The sequence below is a fragment of the Amphibacillus sp. MSJ-3 genome, assembly GCF_018919165.1.
In the GTDB taxonomy this organism is placed as follows: Bacteria; Bacillota; Bacilli; order Bacillales; family Amphibacillaceae; genus Amphibacillus.
In genome coordinates this window covers 121,316-137,971 of record NZ_JAHLQM010000002.1, presented here as the reverse complement: position 1 = coordinate 137,971, position 16,656 = coordinate 121,316, and the positions used below count along the sequence as shown (strand labels likewise).

Sequence of the window (16,656 nt, the reverse complement as noted above, 5' to 3'; positions counted from 1 at the left end):
TGACGTTAATGGACACAATTCATATTTGTTTTCCCGAGGGAAAGCATAAAGTTTTGACTTTTAGTTATGATGATGGGCGTGGTGCAGATAAAAGGCTAATTGAGATTTTTAATAAATATCATTTAAAAGGTAGCTTTCATTTGAACTCAGGTTTTATCGATCCAAAGAGTTCTTCAAATAGGATCCATGATGATTATATTCAGGCCTATGATATTAAATCTATTTATGAAGGTCATGAGGTTGCCTGTCATACAGTTACACATCCAACAATTGCCCGAACGCCGATAGAACATGTTGCACTTCAAGTGATTGAAGATCGACGCTTTTTAGAAAAGATTACAGGTAACCCGGTGCAAGGTTTTTCATATCCAAATGGATCATATAATGAATCGATAAAGGAATTGTTACCACAATTAGGGATAAAATACGCTAGAACAGTGGGGAGTTCAGGGAATTTTAATATGCCTGAGGATTATCTTCAGTGGCAAGCAACTTGTCATCATAATCACCAATTACTTGAATTGGGTGCGGCATTTAAAGAATTGTACAAAACACAATACCTCTACATGATGTATGTTTGGGGACATAGTTTTGAATTTGATCGAGATGATAATTGGGATTTAATTGAACAATTTGCACAAATGATTGCGAATCAATCGGATATTTGGTATGCAACCAATATCGAAATCGTTCGTTATATGGAGGCAGCTAAGCAACTAGTTATAGGCATGGATACAAGTTTTGCTTATAATCCGTCAGCACTTACGGTATGGATTAATATAAATGGTGAGATTAAAGCAATTCAGCCAGGTGAAACAGTATCTTTGGCCAAAACAAAGAAAGTTGTCTTAATCGGTGATTCTACAGTTCAAAGTTATCCAGATAAATCAGAACCGAAAGCAGGATGGGGCCAATACATTGATCACTATTTTACAGCGAAAATCGACTTTCAAAATTATGCGATCGGTGGGAGAAGTACGAAGTCATTTATTAAGGAGGGCCGACTTGATCAACTGGATGAAGTCATTAAGGCGTCTGACTTTGTCCTTGTTCAAATGGGGCATAATGATGCGAGTAAAGATAAGCCCGAGCGTTATACAGATCCAAACAATGAGTATAAAGCATACTTGAAACAATACATTGATTATATTAGGGAGAGGGAAGCCACTCTGATTTTGATTACACCTGTTCCAACCTTATCAAGGGAGAATGGCCGTTATAAAAATAATTTTGCAGCCTATTGTCAAGCGATGAAGGAAGTAGCCCTAGAAGAACAAGTTCAGATCATCGATTTAATGGTTGATACAATCGAAGCTTATCAACAACTAGAAGTGGCAAGGGTTGAACAGTTTTACTTAGTTTCGCTAGGGTATGATGACCATACCCATTTTACAAAGGAAGGAGCGAAAATGGTGGCTTCTATTTTAGCCAAAAGATTAACAACAATAGATGCGTCATTCGCGGAGGAAGCTCTGTTCTAATCTGTATTCCTGCAGATTAACTGACTATGATTCCTCGACATCACCACATCAATCATCTAAGAAAAATGGCTGGCTTATAAATGTGGCCAAACAGTTAGTAAAAGCTGGATTCATTCATCGGATACTCAGTGAAGGATGAAGGGAACCCCCTAGCGAATTCAGCTTTTCTTTATCAGATTTACTCAAAAAGCAAAAAAGTCTAATTAAAGCAAAGAAGTGATAAAACGCTGATATCAACGTTTATGACTTCTTTTTAATTAGCCTAGCAAGGATGCAAAAATCTCTTATTGCAGGAAATTTGAAAGCGCTTTATTGTTAGTTGTGAGTTAGTTGAAAGGTAAGACCAACAAATTGATTGAAGGAGTGACAGGTAAATGAATTCAATTAGAAAAAGGGGAGTTTTGTTTATTGTTGTTTTATTTGGACTCTTATTTTTAGCCGCATGTGGTGACAGTGATGATGCTTCAAAAAATAACGCATCATCAAATGGAGCTGGAGGTAGCGATGGAGAAGGAGAAGAAACAGTCCATTTTGAGGAAATTAATATTATGGCCCCTACTTTTGAAACAACAGCCCCACCAGCTGACAATGATTGGGAGTTAGCCGTAGAAGAGTTTACAGGTAAGAAGATTAATATTAATTGGGTCCCAAATGTTAACTATGAGGATCGTATGAACGTCACACTTGTTTCTGATGATATACCTGAAGTAATGGTCATTCAGGGAAAAACACCAGGGTTTCTGAACTCAGCAGAAGCGGGAGCCTTTTGGGAGCTATCTGATTATCTGGATGATTATGAATTTCTAAGTCAATATAATGAAGACGTCCAAAGAAATGCTTCAGTCAACGGTAAAGTTTATGGGCTTTATCGTAGTAGAGATATTATGCGTTCAACAGCCATCTTAAGAAAGGATTGGCTTGATAATTTAGGGTTAGACGTCCCTGAAACAGTTGATGAATTCATTGATGTACTATATGCATTTACAAATGATGACCCGGATGGAAACGGTGTCGATGATACAGTTGGTTTAATCATTCCAACCTATTATGGAAGTCTTGATACTTTAGCTGTCTGGATGGGAGCACCAAATGTTTGGGGAATTGAAAATGGTGAATTTATCCCGAACTTTACAACAGATGAATACATGGAATCTTTAGAATTAGCAAGACAGTTAGTTGAAGATGGTGTAATCAATGAGGACTTTACGACTTTAAGCCCGGACGATTGGGATAGTGCAATGTTCACTGGACGTGGTGGAGCAATTATTGATGTCTATTCAAGAGCGATGTCAGTGAATGGTTTATTTGCTGATGAAGCTGGTAGTGATGGTAGTGACCCAAGTGAATATTTTGTTGAGATAACTGGAACACTTCGTGCATCTGATGGTCAGGAATATGGTCATCCAACTGATGGATACTCAGGATTTTTAGCTATTTCTAAATCAAGTGTGCAAACAGAGGAAGAACTTCATGAAATCTTAGCATTCTTAGATCAGTTATGTTCACCTGAAGGTGCTAATTTATTGAATAATGGTATAGAAGGAGTTAATTACGAGTTAGATGATGAGGGCTACGTTATTCCGTTAGAGACAGAAGAGGCTGTCGCTCTAAATCCATATATAATGAATCAAATGGCTATGTATGGTGATGGTTTATATAAACCAAAAGCGGATAGTGATTTAGCAATTAAGCGTTATCAATTGATGGAGGATAATGAAGAACACGCTGTATTTAACGAAGCTGCATCATTAGTTTCTAATATTTATACGACTCAAGGGACACAACTAGATGAGATTATTGAAGATGCCAGAATTCAGTATTTGGCAGGTCAAATTGATCGAGAGGGCTGGGATGCTGCTGTTGATTTATGGTATAACAGTGGTGGTCAAGAGCTCATTGATGAATTAACGGAACTATACGGAGAAATGATGGATTAAAGCAATAGTGAGGGTGACAATATAGGGATTTAGCTTGTCACCCTCGTTAAAGAAGGAAGGGAAAAGATTTGAAAGACTTAACTGTTAATGAGCCAAGCCTAAAGATTGAGAAAAAATCGTTTCGCGAAACTATGAAAACAATATGGGTTAGAGATAAATGGTTATATGTTCTTCTGATTCCCGGTGTTCTATATTTTTTGATTTTCCGTTATCTACCAATGGGTGGAGTGGTCATTGCTTTTAAAAACTATGTTCCATTTTTGGGGATTAAAGATAGTGCTTGGGTAGGATTTGATCATTTCGTTCAGTTCTTTAATAGTCCGGATTTTGGAAGGTTATTAGGCAATACATTATGGATTTCATTTTTAAGTTTAGCATTTGGGTTTCCTGCTCCGATTATTTTGGCTGTTTTGTTAAATGAGGTACGACATTCAATTTATAAAAAATTGGTTCAGACCTCCGTCTATATTCCACACTTTCTATCGTGGACAATTGTTGTTGGTTTAACGCATCTCTTGTTTTCGGTAGATGGTGGTGTGATTGTTGAGCTGGTGCAAAATATTTTTGGTGTACGCATCAATTTCTTGGCAGATCCCAATTGGTTTAGACCACTGATTATCTTGCAAGGCATTTGGAAAGGTGCTGGTTGGGGAACGATCATATTTTTAGCGGCTATGTCAAATATCTCATCTGAACAGTATGAAGCGGCAATTATGGATGGTGCAGGAAGGTTTCGACGTATTTGGCATATTACACTTCCAGCCATTAGAAGTACGGTTGTCATCATGTTGATTTTAAATATGGGTTCTGTACTTAATACAGGATTTGACCAAATCTTTTTAATGATGAATCCACTAAACCGTACAGTAGCGGATGTATTTGATACTTATGTTTACAATGTTGGTATAACGAGGGGATCCTATTCCTATAGTACAGCAGTTGGTCTCTTTAAATCTGTTGTAGGTATTATCTTAATTTTAACAACAGACTTTATTGCTAAACGAGTGGATGAAGATAGTGGTCTTTTCTAGGAAGGGAGCTTAACAACAATGAGTGCTAGTATTCATAAATTGCATAATACCAAACCAGGTCGTGTGTTTGACGTTTTTAATCTTATATTTTTAGGTCTCGTAGCGATTATCACTCTACTACCTTTTTTATATGTTATTGCTGGTTCATTCGCAACTGAACCAGAATTAGCTAGACGTGCATTCTTCATCATACCTGAAACATTCACATTTGAAGCCTATCGATTTATTTTTTCTTCTGAAGCTTTTGTTCGAAGTATTATAGTCACTATAGGTGTGACAGCAGTCGGTACCTTAGTTCAATTATTTTTCACCTTTACAATGGCATATCCACTTTCAAAGAAAAAATTACGAGGCAGATCATTTCTCATTAATATGGTTATCTTTGCCATGCTATTTAGCGGTGGAATGATCCCTACTTTCCTAGTGATCCAGGAGCTAGGGCTAATTGATACCTATTGGGCCTTAATTTTGCCTGGTGCCATTAATCCATTTAACCTCATTATTATTAAAAACTTCTTTCAAAATTTTTCAACGGAACTTGAGGAGGCAGCCAAGATTGATGGGGCTTCAGAAATAGGGATTTTTTGGCGGATCGTTTTACCCTTATCAAAGCCGATTATTGCTACATTTGCCTTGTTTTATGCGGTAGGGATTTGGAATGATTTTATGAGCCCATTGCTTTATCTGAATGATAGTTCGAAATGGACTTTACAGTTAATATTGAGGCAAGTAACGATCGCTTCCGATCCGAGTGCCTTGGCAAATATGGATCCAGACTATATTCCGCCGGCAGAAGGAATGAAACTTGCTATTATTGTGATTGCAACATTGCCGATTATGTGTGTCTATCCGTTTTTACAAAAACACTTCGCAAAGGGCCTTTTGATTGGTTCGGTGAAGGGATAATGGCATTTTCGATCTTACCCTCTATTTTAAATATCCATGAAAAAAAGCATATTAACTAATATATGCTTTTTTCATGGATTAGATGGTGAAACGCGTCTATTAAACACCCATTTCAATTACGCCATCTTTATTTAACAGGGATTTTAAGATTTTTTTAACAAATATAGCTGATTTCACTTTTACATCAAGACTAGGTGAAATCTCAATTTTATACTGGTTTTGTTCAATATTATTTTTTAACTGATCAATCGTGTCACACGCTGTTTCAAATGTATTATAGACACTGCCATATTGAAAGAATTGATGGGTATCACTTCCCGCAACAATTGGTAAGCCAAGTTGATTAGCAAACGACGTCAATTTATCATAGTAAGGATTCACTCCATATGTGTAAAGATCTTTGCCATTTAGATCTAATGCATCTAGACGTTTAAGTTGTTCGTAATCATGATGGTGAAGCGGTGTGCTCTCACGAAAGGCATGAGCACCTATTTTCAATACATTGAAACGATCAGCGAGATCAAGTAGTTCTGCAAAGGGAATGAATTGATCCTTTCCTATATGGTGATCAAGTGATGAACGGATAGCGATAATATCCTCACGGTCACCGATTAGAAGAATATGTCCAATTTCTTTTACGTCTACTTCAATGCCTGGAAATAGCTTTAATCCATCGACAAGGTAATAATTATTTTCGTAAGTATAGTTGTCAGCCAGATAATCATAAATATCATAAAAACGATCTGTATTAAAGTGCTCAGTCATCGCGAGAGCATCAAGGCCACTTTCTTTCGCCTCTTGCATCATTTCTTGGAAATACTTCGGCATAAAGGATGATTTTTTTGAAATCTTAACATGACTATGAAAGTCTATTTTCATTGTTGTTCCTCCATTCATTGATTAAATCTTTTAAAAATAATTAATTCCAATAACAAACAAACTAACAAGATAGATAAATGAAAAGGTTAGAAAACCATAATCGCGTGGTTTAAATTCTAAATGAGCGAGTTTAATTGCTTTTACCTTTGGATGATTGAAGGCATAAAAGCTCCCCTTTGTTTCAAGTGCTTCAACTGTTGTGCGGGCTTTTTTTGCTGTTGTTAACATTAATGGGTAAAAGGAAAAAATTGCAATTTTAATAAAATAACTGATTGTTCGCCAATAAAGGAAACCATGTTTTTCTGGTGCCTTTCCACGTAAACGAAACGATAGAAAGACATGATGGTATTCTTCAATTAGGCTAGGTAGCATCCGGTAGGCATAAGAAATACTAAATGATACTTGCCCTGGTAGACCAATTTTTAATAATCCATCACTTAACTTCTCCGGATCCATCGATGTAAAAACAGCAATACTTGCTAGTGAAATAATTGAGAGCTTCAACGTTAATAGAAGAAGCGGCATCATTGTACTTAAACCACCACCAAAGAATAAAGAAGCAATCAATAAATATCCCCCTTGTCCTAACAAACCTAAACAAAGAATAATTATGATTAATGGACTTGCTCTTGTGACAAGCATCATCATGACGACAAAAGTAAACAAACCAATCAAGATTGCCTGATTATAAATAAACCATGGAGCAAAGCCAAAAAATAAGTACCAAATAAATAATGTTCTTGGATCAAGTTTAGCTAAAAAGGTTTGATCGTTACCATAGGCTGTATTTAAGAGCTCAATTTTAATTTGTTCAACAGATAGTTTATCCAGTAACTTTTGCCCGTATTCCATCATGAACCTCCTCATCGTGATTCTTTATTGCTTCAACAAAATCATTGACTGTATATGAAACAGGTGACATATTTAGCTGTTGACTTAGTGTCATGATTTGAGGCGGATGTAGCCCCGCTAAATTCAATAAACTATGATTATTAAAAACACTTTCCCTTGTACCATCATGGAGCACCTGTCCATCTTTCAGGACGATAATACGATTTGCCCATTCAGCAACTAATTGCATATCATGAGTTGCGATGATAACTGCTTCGACTTTATCTTTTAGTTTATGAATTAATTTGGTAATTTGTTTTCTTGTTGCAATATCAAGATTGGCTGTTGGTTCATCAAGTAGAATGATGGAAGGATTCATCGCTACACCAATAGCTAGTGAAGCTCTTCGCTGTTGACCACCACTCATTAATCGGCTGTCCCGGTGCTGTAGATCACTTAAGTCAAATTGCTCCAGGATTTGATCAACACTCGCCTTATAATCAGGTACCTTTCGTGCTTTTAAGAAAAACTCTACGTCCTTTCTTACTGAATCCTCGATAAACATTTCCTCAGGATTTTGATAGATATAAGTAACAAAGTCAGCTAGTTTTTCCGGAGAATAATCTTTTGTATTCATCCCTTTAACAAGGACATCGCCTTGTTCAGGTTTGACCACACCTGTGACTAATCGCATAAGTGTTGACTTACCAGCACCGTTATTTCCTACTAATGCGATTCGATCCCCATCATTAATTGTTAGATTAATGCCATTAAGGATCGTTTTCTTCGATCGGGTAATCGTTTTGTAGGAAAACTTTACTTGATTTAGCTCGATGATTGAAGAACTTATTTCTTCACGTTCTAGTGGATGATTTTTGACCCTTGTTTCACCCCGGTTTTGGGGAAAGTAATCTATTGCCTCTGTGAGTGTAATCGGATAGGCAGTGTTTGGAAACAACTGAGATTGAAAAGCAGCCTGAGTCACTTGAGGTGGAAAGATCTGTCTGGAAAAAAGTTGATCAACACATCTTAAAGCATCAGCCGTTTTATTTTTCCAAACAATTGACCCCTGATCCATCAGGACGACATGTTTACAGTAATCAGCTATGAACTCAGTATGGTGTTCGATGACAATAATGGTCATACCATATTTATCATTCAACATTTTCAATACATCATAGATTTCTTTAGCATGGAAGGGATCGAGTTGGGCGATCGGCTCATCAATAATCAGTATTTTTGGTTCCAATGAAATAGCACCGGCAAGGGCTAGTAAATGCTTTTGTCCACCGCTTAGTTGCCAAATAAATTCATCATCGTGTCCCGTTAGTCCAGCGAGTTCAAGTGCACGTTTGCCACGCTCTTGATAATCTGGATAGCCAAAGTTTAAAGGGGCAAAACTAGCATCCTCTAATACTCGTGCCCGAACTAATTGATTATCAAAATCTTGATAGACATATCCCACATAACGAGAGAGTTCTGCCACTTTGTGATCCATTGTATTTAGGCCGTCAATAAAAACTTCACCTGAGAAATCGCCAACGTAGTAATGTGGGATGAGGCCATTTAATAATTTACAAAGTGTCGACTTGCCACTTCCGTTACTCCCAATAATAGCAAGGAAGTCACCTTGCTCAATCGTCAGATTAACTTGATTTAGAACAGGTTCCTTACTACCTGGATATTTAAAGGATACTTCCTCAATTCTAATTTGTTCCTTATTCATTGAGTTTCCCTCAAATCTGGATAAGTTACATTTGTCTTAGTTTTTCTTTTGAGTAAATATACAATCGTGATGATTGCAATGATTGCAGATAGGGCAATACTGACCCAGATCAAGCTCCCTTCGAGACCGGAATCCCATTCACGATTAAAGTCTGTTTCTGAAAGAACCTCAGAGCAAAAGGCTAGTAATGCTAGTATGACACCACCACTAATTAGACGGGGTGTAATGATTTCGCTTGTAGAAAACTTCATCGTATTATCTCTTGGTTTCATCCCGAGTAAAGGTTCAATTTTCCCATATAAACGTGGTACAAGATAAAGTGTTGGTAGTAGTGCAAAGAGAATTCCAGAAAATAAGATATCATTTAGAAAGGAAAATCCCTCAATAACTACAACACTTTCAGCAAGTCCAGATACTGCCTCCAATTCCTCAACGCCAATCCAGACCTTACCGATGTCAACCATCATACTAATAAATTGATGGATAACAACACCAGAGATTGCTGCAACTCCTACTTGCCGACGGTTTGTCGGATCTTTAACTAGGGTACCCGCAATGAAGATCGCAAGTGAAAAAGATAGAAACTTCTCTACTTCACCAAAACCTCCAAATTGTCCAAGCATGATTTCACCAAAAATCACTTCACCAAGTGACGCCCCAATTGCTGCATAAAGTGGATGGAACAACATGGCTAGTGTGAGTGGAATAAAGGCAAAATACTCAATTGAAAATTCAACTGGGCCAACATAAATAGATGGCACCAATTCGGTGATCATATTGGACAGGCCATACAAGGACATTGACAATATAAAGACCATCATTTTTTGCGAGCTTGTTAAGACATATCTTTTTTGTATTTGATTCATGAGTAGAACCCTCCTTTGGTTATCTTACCTTCATTGTAATTGGAAAATATTAAGTAAGTATAAAAAGGATGTAAAGCTTATGTAATTTTTATTTCCTTACAAATTTAATGATAAAAAAATTACATTCAGTTTAATTCCAATGATTTTGTATGATAAAATCTAAAAAAAGGAGTTTCTTTAATAAGGGGATATAGGAGGGAAATGAACATGGAGAAATTAAATTGGGATACTGAATCGATGTCACCAAATCAATATAAAATTGCAGACTATATTCAGAAAAACTTAAATTTTGTTTTACTCTCAACCGAACAGGAGATTTCAGATGCGCTCCAAATAAGTATCGCCTCAGTTTCACGTTTTTGGCGAACAGTTGGCTATAAAAATTTCAAAGAGTTTAAAACGACGATGCGAAAGCAGTTGAATATTTCCCCCGCTGGAAAAATGGAGCATATAATGAACCATGTAAATGATGGTGAGATCGAGCATCATCAATTGCATTTATCAATCAACCATCTTCAAAAGACAATCGAATACTTTTCACAACAAGACTTTAATCAAGCGATTGAGTTATTAGTAAAGGCTAAACAACTATATATTCATGCCCCGGGTCCATCCTATGGTTTAGCTGAATTAATGAAATATCGTTTAGCTAGATTTAATTTAAAAATTTCAATTTTGCAAAAGGGCGGGAGTGAAATACTAGAAGATCTGATCCATCTTACAAAGGATGATGTTGTTCTTATCTTTGGCTTTGTTCGTTTATTACCAGAAGCCCAAGTCATTTTGAAGCACGCAAAGGAAGTTGGTTTCAAGACCATAATTATTACTGATCAACTGGTTTCGAGTTTTACCAATAATGCTACAGTCAGCCTTTTTGCAAGTAGAGGAGAAATGTGGGAGTTTCACTCGATGATTGGCCCTACTTTTTTAATTGAAAATATTATTATTGCGATCGGGTTAAAGAATAAAGAAGAAAATTTGGAACGTTTAGATACTCTTAGTGAATTAAGAGGGAAGTTTTCAAATGAATTACCTAGATAAATCAAACAAAGGTTTCACTAAAGAATATAATGGTGGAACCTTTGTTTATTTGAGTTATATATAGATGAGTAATTAATAACTAAACAACCAAACTTCAAAATGCGGTTGTCCCTATATAGCGATCTACTTAAATCTACCAACCTAAATTGGTTTGGGGAATTTTGAAGGGGTTAAGGGATGTCATATCTTGGTTCACTTAAGGAACAATCAGTGATCATAAAGTGTTCTCTTTTGAAGTTTCACTTTGTGTGGATTAAGAGATACTCCCCTATTGGGAAAACTGCGGTTAGGTATAAAAACTATTGAAGGGGTTAGAACTCCCGAATGATTATCCTTTTAATTGATTACTATCTTGCCTATACTTAAGTAAAGCTAATCTATAAATTATGAGGAGGTATATAATATGACATTACGAAAAGACTTCTTATGGGGTGGTGCGATTGCGGCAAACCAGGCGGAAGGTGCTTATCAGGAAGACGGCAAAGGAATGAGCTTAGTTGATATATTACCAGCTGGTGGCGATAAACGTTGGGATGCCTTAGCTCATCCTAAAAAGGCGCTAACAACTACTTATGATCATTATCCTAGCCATGAGGCAATTGATTTCTACCATAGCTACAAAGAAGATCTTAAACTATTCGCTGAGATGGGTTTTAAAGTTTTCCGGACATCGATTTCATGGCCGAGAATTTTCCCAAAGGGAGACGAGTTGGAGCCAAATGAAGCGGGACTGAAATTCTATGATGATCTATTTGATGAATGTCACAAGTATGGAATGGAACCCTTAGTAACAATTAATCATTTTGATACACCACTTTATTTAGCAACTGAATATGGTGGCTGGCGTAACCGGAAGCTCATTGAATTTTATGAACGTTATGCAAGAGTTATCTTAGAACGATATAAGGATAAAGTAAAATATTGGCTAACCTTTAATGAAATCAACATGGTGCTTCATATTCCATTCTTTGGCGGGGGATTAATGTTCGAGGAAGGTGAAAATGAAGATCAAGTTAAATTTCAAGCTGCTCACCATCAGTTAGTGGCTTCAAGTTTAGCGACGAAAGCAGCGAAGGAAATTAATGGTGAAAACTTTAAGGTGGGCTGCATGCTTGCCGCTGGTGAGGTCTATCCTTATTCATGTCATCCTGATGATATGATGAAAGCAATCGAGGCAAACCGCCATCAATATTTCTTTATTGATGTTCAATCACAAGGCGAATACCCATCCTATACAAAACGTATGTTTAAAGATCTTGATGTTAAAATTGAGATGGAGCAGGGTGACGTAGAAATTTTAAAACAATATCCTGTAGACTTTATTTCATTTTCTTATTACTCATCACGTCTAACAAGTGCCGATCCTAGTAAATATGAGGATGGTACTTCGGGGAATGCATTTGCATCACTTCAAAATCCGCATCTTAAAGCCTCTGAGTGGGGTTGGCAAATTGATCCTGTAGGTTTACGGGTAACAATGAATCATCTATACGACCGTTATAAAAAACCACTCTTTATCGTAGAAAATGGTTTAGGTGCAGTGGACAAGCTTGAAAACAACACAGTTGAGGATGATTATCGAATTGACTATATGAGAGCCCATCTTGAACAGATGATAGAAGCTGTTAAAGATGGAGTCGATTTACTCGGATACACTTCTTGGGGTTGTATCGACTTAGTAAGCGCAGGTACAGGCGAGATGAAAAAACGTTATGGATTTATTTACGTAGATCGTGATAATGAAGGAAATGGAACTGGGAAGCGCTACAAGAAGAAGTCATTTGATTGGTATAAAAAAGTGATTGAATCAAACGGAAAACAATTGTAAGTCTAATTTTGAATAAAATAATTAAACTAAGGCCGGTGTTGATTGTTGGAGTTAAATCAACACCGGCTTTGTTCTGGGTAAATCGTTTTAACTTGAATTTAAAATATCTCATTCAAATTAAGTTCTACTAGAAATAGATTTAATTATTGAAGGGAAATAATCAATTAATTGCATATGATTAAGAATGATGATGGCCCTAGAAAAATAAATTTAGGCATTTCTATTGGTTTATTTATAGATATGATGTGGAAATTTCGGAGATTGATTAAAGCTCTATTTAATGGGTTTGTTTCCACTGATTGAAGTTTCACTTTATTGATTAAATTTAAGTGAATTTGAACAAACTATGAATAAATACAGATTAATCCCGAAAGGAGTGCTGAATAAGTGAGAAAGAAAACCGTTATCTTCTGTACGATCCTCTTCTTTACTTTTATTTTATCTGCCTGTCAATCTTCAGAATGGAATAGCCAACAGGAGAGAGAACAGATAAATAATAATCAAGAGGATGAGGCTATTGAAACGAATGCATCGAAGGAAAAAGTACTTGTTACATTAATGAATAGTGAAGGAATGCAAGTTGCAACAGCAACATTGACAGAAAAAGATACGGATGGCGTTCATATTGTACTTGAAGGGGAGAACCTGCCACCGGGTGAGCATGGTTTTCATATTCATGAAGTAGGGGAGTGTATTCCACCAGATTTTGAATCAGCCGGTGGACATTATAATCCTACAAACAGCAAACATGGATTTGAACACCCAGAAGGTCCTCATGCTGGTGACCTTGAAAATATTGTTGTGAATGAAGATGGAACTGTTTATGCGGAGTTGGATGCACCAATGGTAAGTCTCAAACGTGATCATGAAAATACCCTATTTACGAAAGCAGGGACCTCATTAGTCATTCATGCGAATCCTGATGATTATATTTCACAGCCTTCAGGAAATTCAGGAAAAAGAATCGCTTGTGGGGTAATAGGAGAATAATTAGTAAATAATCACTTTTATAAAAAGGCCTTAGCTCATTAATCCGAGTTAAGGCCAAAAATATCTGTAGAGCTAGCAAAAAAATCATTTTCTATCCAAAGGATAAATATGCTCAAATTTTTAACTTTGGTTTTCCAAGCTTCCTCCAAAAGTTTAAAAAGTACCACTGTTAATCTGATTTTAGACAAAGGGTTCTCACTTCAAAGTATATGAAGGGCAGGACTGGTGATTAGGAAAATTAAAGTTTTCTTATCTCAAGCAAAGATCAGTGGGGATAAGGGGAAGGCAAACTAAACCCACCAGATCCTGTGGCCCCCACTGTTCTTTATTTGATCGAACAAAGTAGACGACCCAATTGGCGCTAGTGAGCTATTGGTATAATTCATTCAACAATATAAGTTGAGCAGTGAAATGTTTTAGATCACTTGAAATGGGAATGTTAATTATATCTATTATATTGTTGGGTTTAAGTTTGTCGCTAAATTTATAATCAAGTAATTAAATGGTTTATAGCATGTTAACGCAAATGTTTTTTAAATACTTGAATAAATAAAATGAAAGGACGGGATTAGATGGTAAAGGTAGCCGTAATAGTGGGGAGTTTGAGAAAAGAGTCTTTTTCAAGGAAAATTGCAGAAAACGTTGCTAGTCTATTTCCAAAAGACTATCAGACGGAGTTTGTCGAAATTGGCCAGTTGCCACTCTATAATGAGGAATATGATAGCAATGCACCAGAAGAATATGTTTCATTTCGGGATGCGATTCGCAGTGTTGATGCAGTATTGTTTGTTACTCCAGAATATAACCGCTCAGTACCAGGTGTATTAAAAAATGCAATAGATGTAGGTTCACGTCCTTATGGGGAAAGTGTTTGGAATGCTAAGCCGGCGGCTATTATTAGTCAATCAATTAGTCAGCTAAGTGGTTTTGGGGCGAATCATCATTTACGTCAATCACTAACATTTCTAAATATGCCTGTCGTCCAACAACCAGAAGTGTATCTGGCTAATTCCCCAGACTTATTAGATGAGAATGGAAAGCTAAATAATGAACAAACGATTCAGTTTTTGCAATCATTTGTCGACAGCTTTGTTGATTTAATAAAAAAATACCAATAGCAAGTGGTACTTTTATTTAACCATGATCAACTAAAAACTTATCAGGGCTAAAATCTTAATTAGGATTTGGCCTTTTTTTATTTTTTAAAAACAGATAAGGATATTTAAGGACAGTATAATTAAATTATTTTGTCACATTTTAACTATCCATAACACTTAGATTAATAAGTAAGGGAAATTAAGAAGACAGTTGGAAGCAACCAGCTGTGAAAGATCTGATAGCTTCATCTCCTGTTCAATGGAGAGAAAACTGTCCCAGAATAAAAAAAGGTCACTGAAAAAGTTATAATTAGCGTATTTTTAAAGCTAAGGTAGGGAGTATAGTCCAAACTTAACCTTAAAAATACTGATAAGTGACTAGTTAATTTTTAATGCTTTACTTTTTCAGTGGCCTCGAATAAAGTTTATTTTTTTAATTATCTTCTAGGGTATTAACGGCTTGAACAATTCCTTTTGAACCAAGGGACAACTTAAGTGCTAATGGCGTAGGGGAATTTGTCAATAAACGCTGGGTATAATAGTACGATAAAACTAATGGAATGACAGCACTAATCCATGCTAATGGATTAGACATAATTGCCCCGCGAAAACCAAATAATTTCGAGAGTATAATTGCCCCGAATATTCTAGCGACAAGTTCCATTGCTCCTGCTAATGTAGGGGCAAAACTATTCCCTAATCCTTGTAATGTAAGCCTCAAAACAAAGATAAGTGCTAAAAATGTATAAAATGGTGATTGAATTTTAAAGAATTGATCTGTTAAATCCAAGACAGCCTCATGGTTTCCATCAACAAAAAATGATGATAAGAAGCGACCATTAAACCATAAGATGATTCCAATTGTAATACTATAGCTGATTGTTAATTTTAATGCGACACGAACGCCTTTTCTTATTCGATCAAATTTCCCAGCCCCGAAGTTCTGAGCTGCGTAAGTCGACATGGTTACTCCGATGGTTTGAAGTGGCATTGTCAATAATTGATCTATTTTGGAAGCGGCGGTATAAGCAGCAACAGAAAGTGCACCCAATTGATTTAGTGTAATTTGAACCGCAATGGTTCCAACTGCAATAATGGAATATTGAAAGCCAAAAGGAAGTCCAATTCGTAAATGCTCTTTATACTCTGACCACTTCAGTGTCCAATCCTCTTTGTGAATCCGAAGAATAGGAACATGTTTCTTTATATAAAGCAGGCAAAGAATCGAGGCAACAATTTGAGAAATAATAGTCGCATATCCTGCCCCTTCCACATTCATATTAAAGGCTAGGATAAATAGATAGTCCAAAACGACATTTAAGATAGAAGCAATGATTAAAAAGATTAACGGTGTTCGACTATCACCAATTGCTCTCAACACATTGGATAGATAATTAAACAAAACAGTTGCTCCTGTTCCAGCAAAGATAATTACTAAATAATCATGAGCTTGATCAATGATTTCTGGAGGTGTTTGCATTAATATTAAAATTTCCCTTGTATTTGCTGTTGCTAAGATTGTTAAGATCATACTTGCAATCGCAACAATTATTAAGCTGACACCTAAGCTACTTCTTAAAGCGGCTTCATCTTTTCGACCAAAACGTTGGGCGGTGATCACTGCCAATCCTGCTGTTAACCCAATAGCTAAGCCGAGAATTAAAAAGGTAATACTACCGGTAGAACCAACGGCAGCTAGGGCATTCATACCCAGTGTCTGGCTAACGATAAATGTATCAGCCATACTATAAAATTGTTGGAATATATTCCCCAACAACATTGGAAGAGTAAAGAAAAGTATTAATTTCAAAGGGTTTCCGGATGTCATATCTTTCCCCATCATGCACCTCCTATTTAATGCAATAAGTCATTGTATGTCTACAAGCATGAAAAAGATGATCTGAATGAAAGCCAAGATCATCTTTTTGTATCAAGGGTTTATCCCAGTATGATTGATTTTATTTACCCTACTATGAAAATGAGATAAGACTCAATGATTGAGGGTAAGGATTTCAACATATTAATCTACAATACAGGGTGGTA

At 36.3% G+C, this 16,656-nt stretch carries 13 protein-coding genes; 8 read left to right on the top strand and 5 right to left on the bottom strand.

Translation table 11 applies throughout. The features are described from left to right. The first annotated feature begins 8 nt into the window (after nucleotides 1–8). The 4 genes from KQI76_RS11980 to KQI76_RS01390 all read left to right on the top strand — a co-directional run bounded on the left by KQI76_RS11980 (nucleotide 9) and on the right by KQI76_RS01390 (nucleotide 5,355). A complete protein-coding gene (locus KQI76_RS11980; RefSeq protein WP_216398511.1) occupies nucleotides 9–1,481 on the top strand; it encodes an SGNH/GDSL hydrolase family protein in 1,473 nt (490 codons plus the stop codon). Between the two features lie 374 nt (nucleotides 1,482–1,855). Next, nucleotides 1,856–3,418: an extracellular solute-binding protein gene (locus tag KQI76_RS01400; protein WP_216398510.1), complete on the top strand. Its 1,563-nt coding sequence runs from the start codon at nucleotides 1,856–1,858 to the stop codon at nucleotides 3,416–3,418. Between the two features lie 131 nt (nucleotides 3,419–3,549). Then, nucleotides 3,550–4,449, top strand: a complete 900-nt coding sequence (locus KQI76_RS01395; protein ID WP_216398536.1) for an ABC transporter permease — start codon at nucleotides 3,550–3,552, stop codon at nucleotides 4,447–4,449. A gap of 18 nt (nucleotides 4,450–4,467) precedes the next feature. Then, nucleotides 4,468–5,355, top strand: a complete 888-nt coding sequence (locus KQI76_RS01390; protein ID WP_216398509.1) for a carbohydrate ABC transporter permease — start codon at nucleotides 4,468–4,470, stop codon at nucleotides 5,353–5,355. Nucleotides 5,356–5,454: 99 nt separating this feature from the next. Here the strand turns inward: KQI76_RS01390 and KQI76_RS01385 are convergent, their stop codons facing one another. Genes KQI76_RS01385 through KQI76_RS01370 form a run of 4 tightly spaced genes read right to left on the bottom strand, consistent with a single transcriptional unit; the run spans nucleotide 5,455 to nucleotide 9,657 of the window. After that, nucleotides 5,455–6,234: a PHP domain-containing protein gene (locus tag KQI76_RS01385; RefSeq protein ID WP_216398508.1), complete on the bottom strand. Its 780-nt coding sequence runs from the start codon at nucleotides 6,232–6,234 to the stop codon at nucleotides 5,455–5,457. Nucleotides 6,235–6,264: 30 nt separating this feature from the next. Continuing rightward, nucleotides 6,265–7,086, bottom strand: a complete 822-nt coding sequence (locus KQI76_RS01380; protein WP_216398507.1) for an energy-coupling factor transporter transmembrane component T family protein — start codon at nucleotides 7,084–7,086, stop codon at nucleotides 6,265–6,267. Further along, on the bottom strand, nucleotides 7,058–8,791 hold the full coding sequence (locus tag KQI76_RS01375; protein ID WP_216398506.1) for an ABC transporter ATP-binding protein: 1,734 nt from the start codon (nucleotides 8,789–8,791) through the stop codon (nucleotides 7,058–7,060). Before KQI76_RS01375 ends, KQI76_RS01380 begins: the two co-directional genes overlap by 29 nt. After that, nucleotides 8,788–9,657, bottom strand: a complete 870-nt coding sequence (locus KQI76_RS01370; protein WP_216398505.1) for a DUF8171 family membrane protein — start codon at nucleotides 9,655–9,657, stop codon at nucleotides 8,788–8,790. The genes KQI76_RS01375 and KQI76_RS01370 overlap by 4 nt, the downstream gene beginning before the upstream one ends. A 207-nt stretch (nucleotides 9,658–9,864) precedes the next feature. On the opposite strand from KQI76_RS01370, the gene KQI76_RS01365 reads away from it, so the two are divergent. From KQI76_RS01365 to KQI76_RS01350, 4 genes are all read left to right on the top strand, one after another. Continuing rightward, nucleotides 9,865–10,698, top strand: a complete 834-nt coding sequence (locus tag KQI76_RS01365) for a MurR/RpiR family transcriptional regulator (protein ID WP_216398504.1) — start codon at nucleotides 9,865–9,867, stop codon at nucleotides 10,696–10,698. Between the two features lie 403 nt (nucleotides 10,699–11,101). Further along, the gene (locus tag KQI76_RS01360) at nucleotides 11,102–12,526 is read left to right on the top strand and encodes a 6-phospho-beta-glucosidase (RefSeq protein ID WP_216398503.1); all 1,425 of its coding nucleotides are present in this window, start codon (nucleotides 11,102–11,104) and stop codon (nucleotides 12,524–12,526) included. 387 nt (nucleotides 12,527–12,913) lie between these two features. Beyond that, on the top strand, nucleotides 12,914–13,516 hold the full coding sequence (locus KQI76_RS01355) for a superoxide dismutase family protein (protein WP_371817632.1): 603 nt from the start codon (nucleotides 12,914–12,916) through the stop codon (nucleotides 13,514–13,516). A 572-nt stretch (nucleotides 13,517–14,088) separates the two neighbouring features. Further along, on the top strand, nucleotides 14,089–14,634 hold the full coding sequence (locus KQI76_RS01350; protein WP_216398502.1) for an NADPH-dependent FMN reductase: 546 nt from the start codon (nucleotides 14,089–14,091) through the stop codon (nucleotides 14,632–14,634). A gap of 412 nt (nucleotides 14,635–15,046) precedes the next feature. Here KQI76_RS01350 and KQI76_RS01345 read toward each other — a convergent pair whose 3' ends face one another. Then, complete coding sequence (locus KQI76_RS01345; protein ID WP_216398501.1) at nucleotides 15,047–16,453, bottom strand: MATE family efflux transporter; 1,407 nt, start codon at nucleotides 16,451–16,453, stop codon at nucleotides 15,047–15,049. Between the last annotated feature and the right edge of the window lie 203 nt (nucleotides 16,454–16,656).

Coding starts and splice junctions, on each gene's coding strand:
- KQI76_RS01395 (WP_216398536.1), top strand. CDS start 3,550: ATGAAAACAATATGGGTTAGAGATAAATGGTTATATGTTCTTCTGATT.
- KQI76_RS01370 (WP_216398505.1), bottom strand. CDS start 9,657: ATGAATCAAATACAAAAAAGATATGTCTTAACAAGCTCGCAAAAAATG.
- KQI76_RS01350 (WP_216398502.1), top strand. CDS start 14,089: ATGGTAAAGGTAGCCGTAATAGTGGGGAGTTTGAGAAAAGAGTCTTTT.
- KQI76_RS01375 (WP_216398506.1), bottom strand. CDS start 8,791: ATGAATAAGGAACAAATTAGAATTGAGGAAGTATCCTTTAAATATCCA.
- KQI76_RS01400 (WP_216398510.1), top strand. CDS start 1,856: ATGAATTCAATTAGAAAAAGGGGAGTTTTGTTTATTGTTGTTTTATTT.
- KQI76_RS01365 (WP_216398504.1), top strand. CDS start 9,865: ATGGAGAAATTAAATTGGGATACTGAATCGATGTCACCAAATCAATAT.
- KQI76_RS01360 (WP_216398503.1), top strand. CDS start 11,102: ATGACATTACGAAAAGACTTCTTATGGGGTGGTGCGATTGCGGCAAAC.
- KQI76_RS01385 (WP_216398508.1), bottom strand. CDS start 6,234: ATGAAAATAGACTTTCATAGTCATGTTAAGATTTCAAAAAAATCATCC.
- KQI76_RS01390 (WP_216398509.1), top strand. CDS start 4,468: ATGAGTGCTAGTATTCATAAATTGCATAATACCAAACCAGGTCGTGTG.
- KQI76_RS01345 (WP_216398501.1), bottom strand. CDS start 16,453: ATGGGGAAAGATATGACATCCGGAAACCCTTTGAAATTAATACTTTTC.
- KQI76_RS01380 (WP_216398507.1), bottom strand. CDS start 7,086: ATGGAATACGGGCAAAAGTTACTGGATAAACTATCTGTTGAACAAATT.
- KQI76_RS11980 (WP_216398511.1), top strand. CDS start 9: ATGGACACAATTCATATTTGTTTTCCCGAGGGAAAGCATAAAGTTTTG.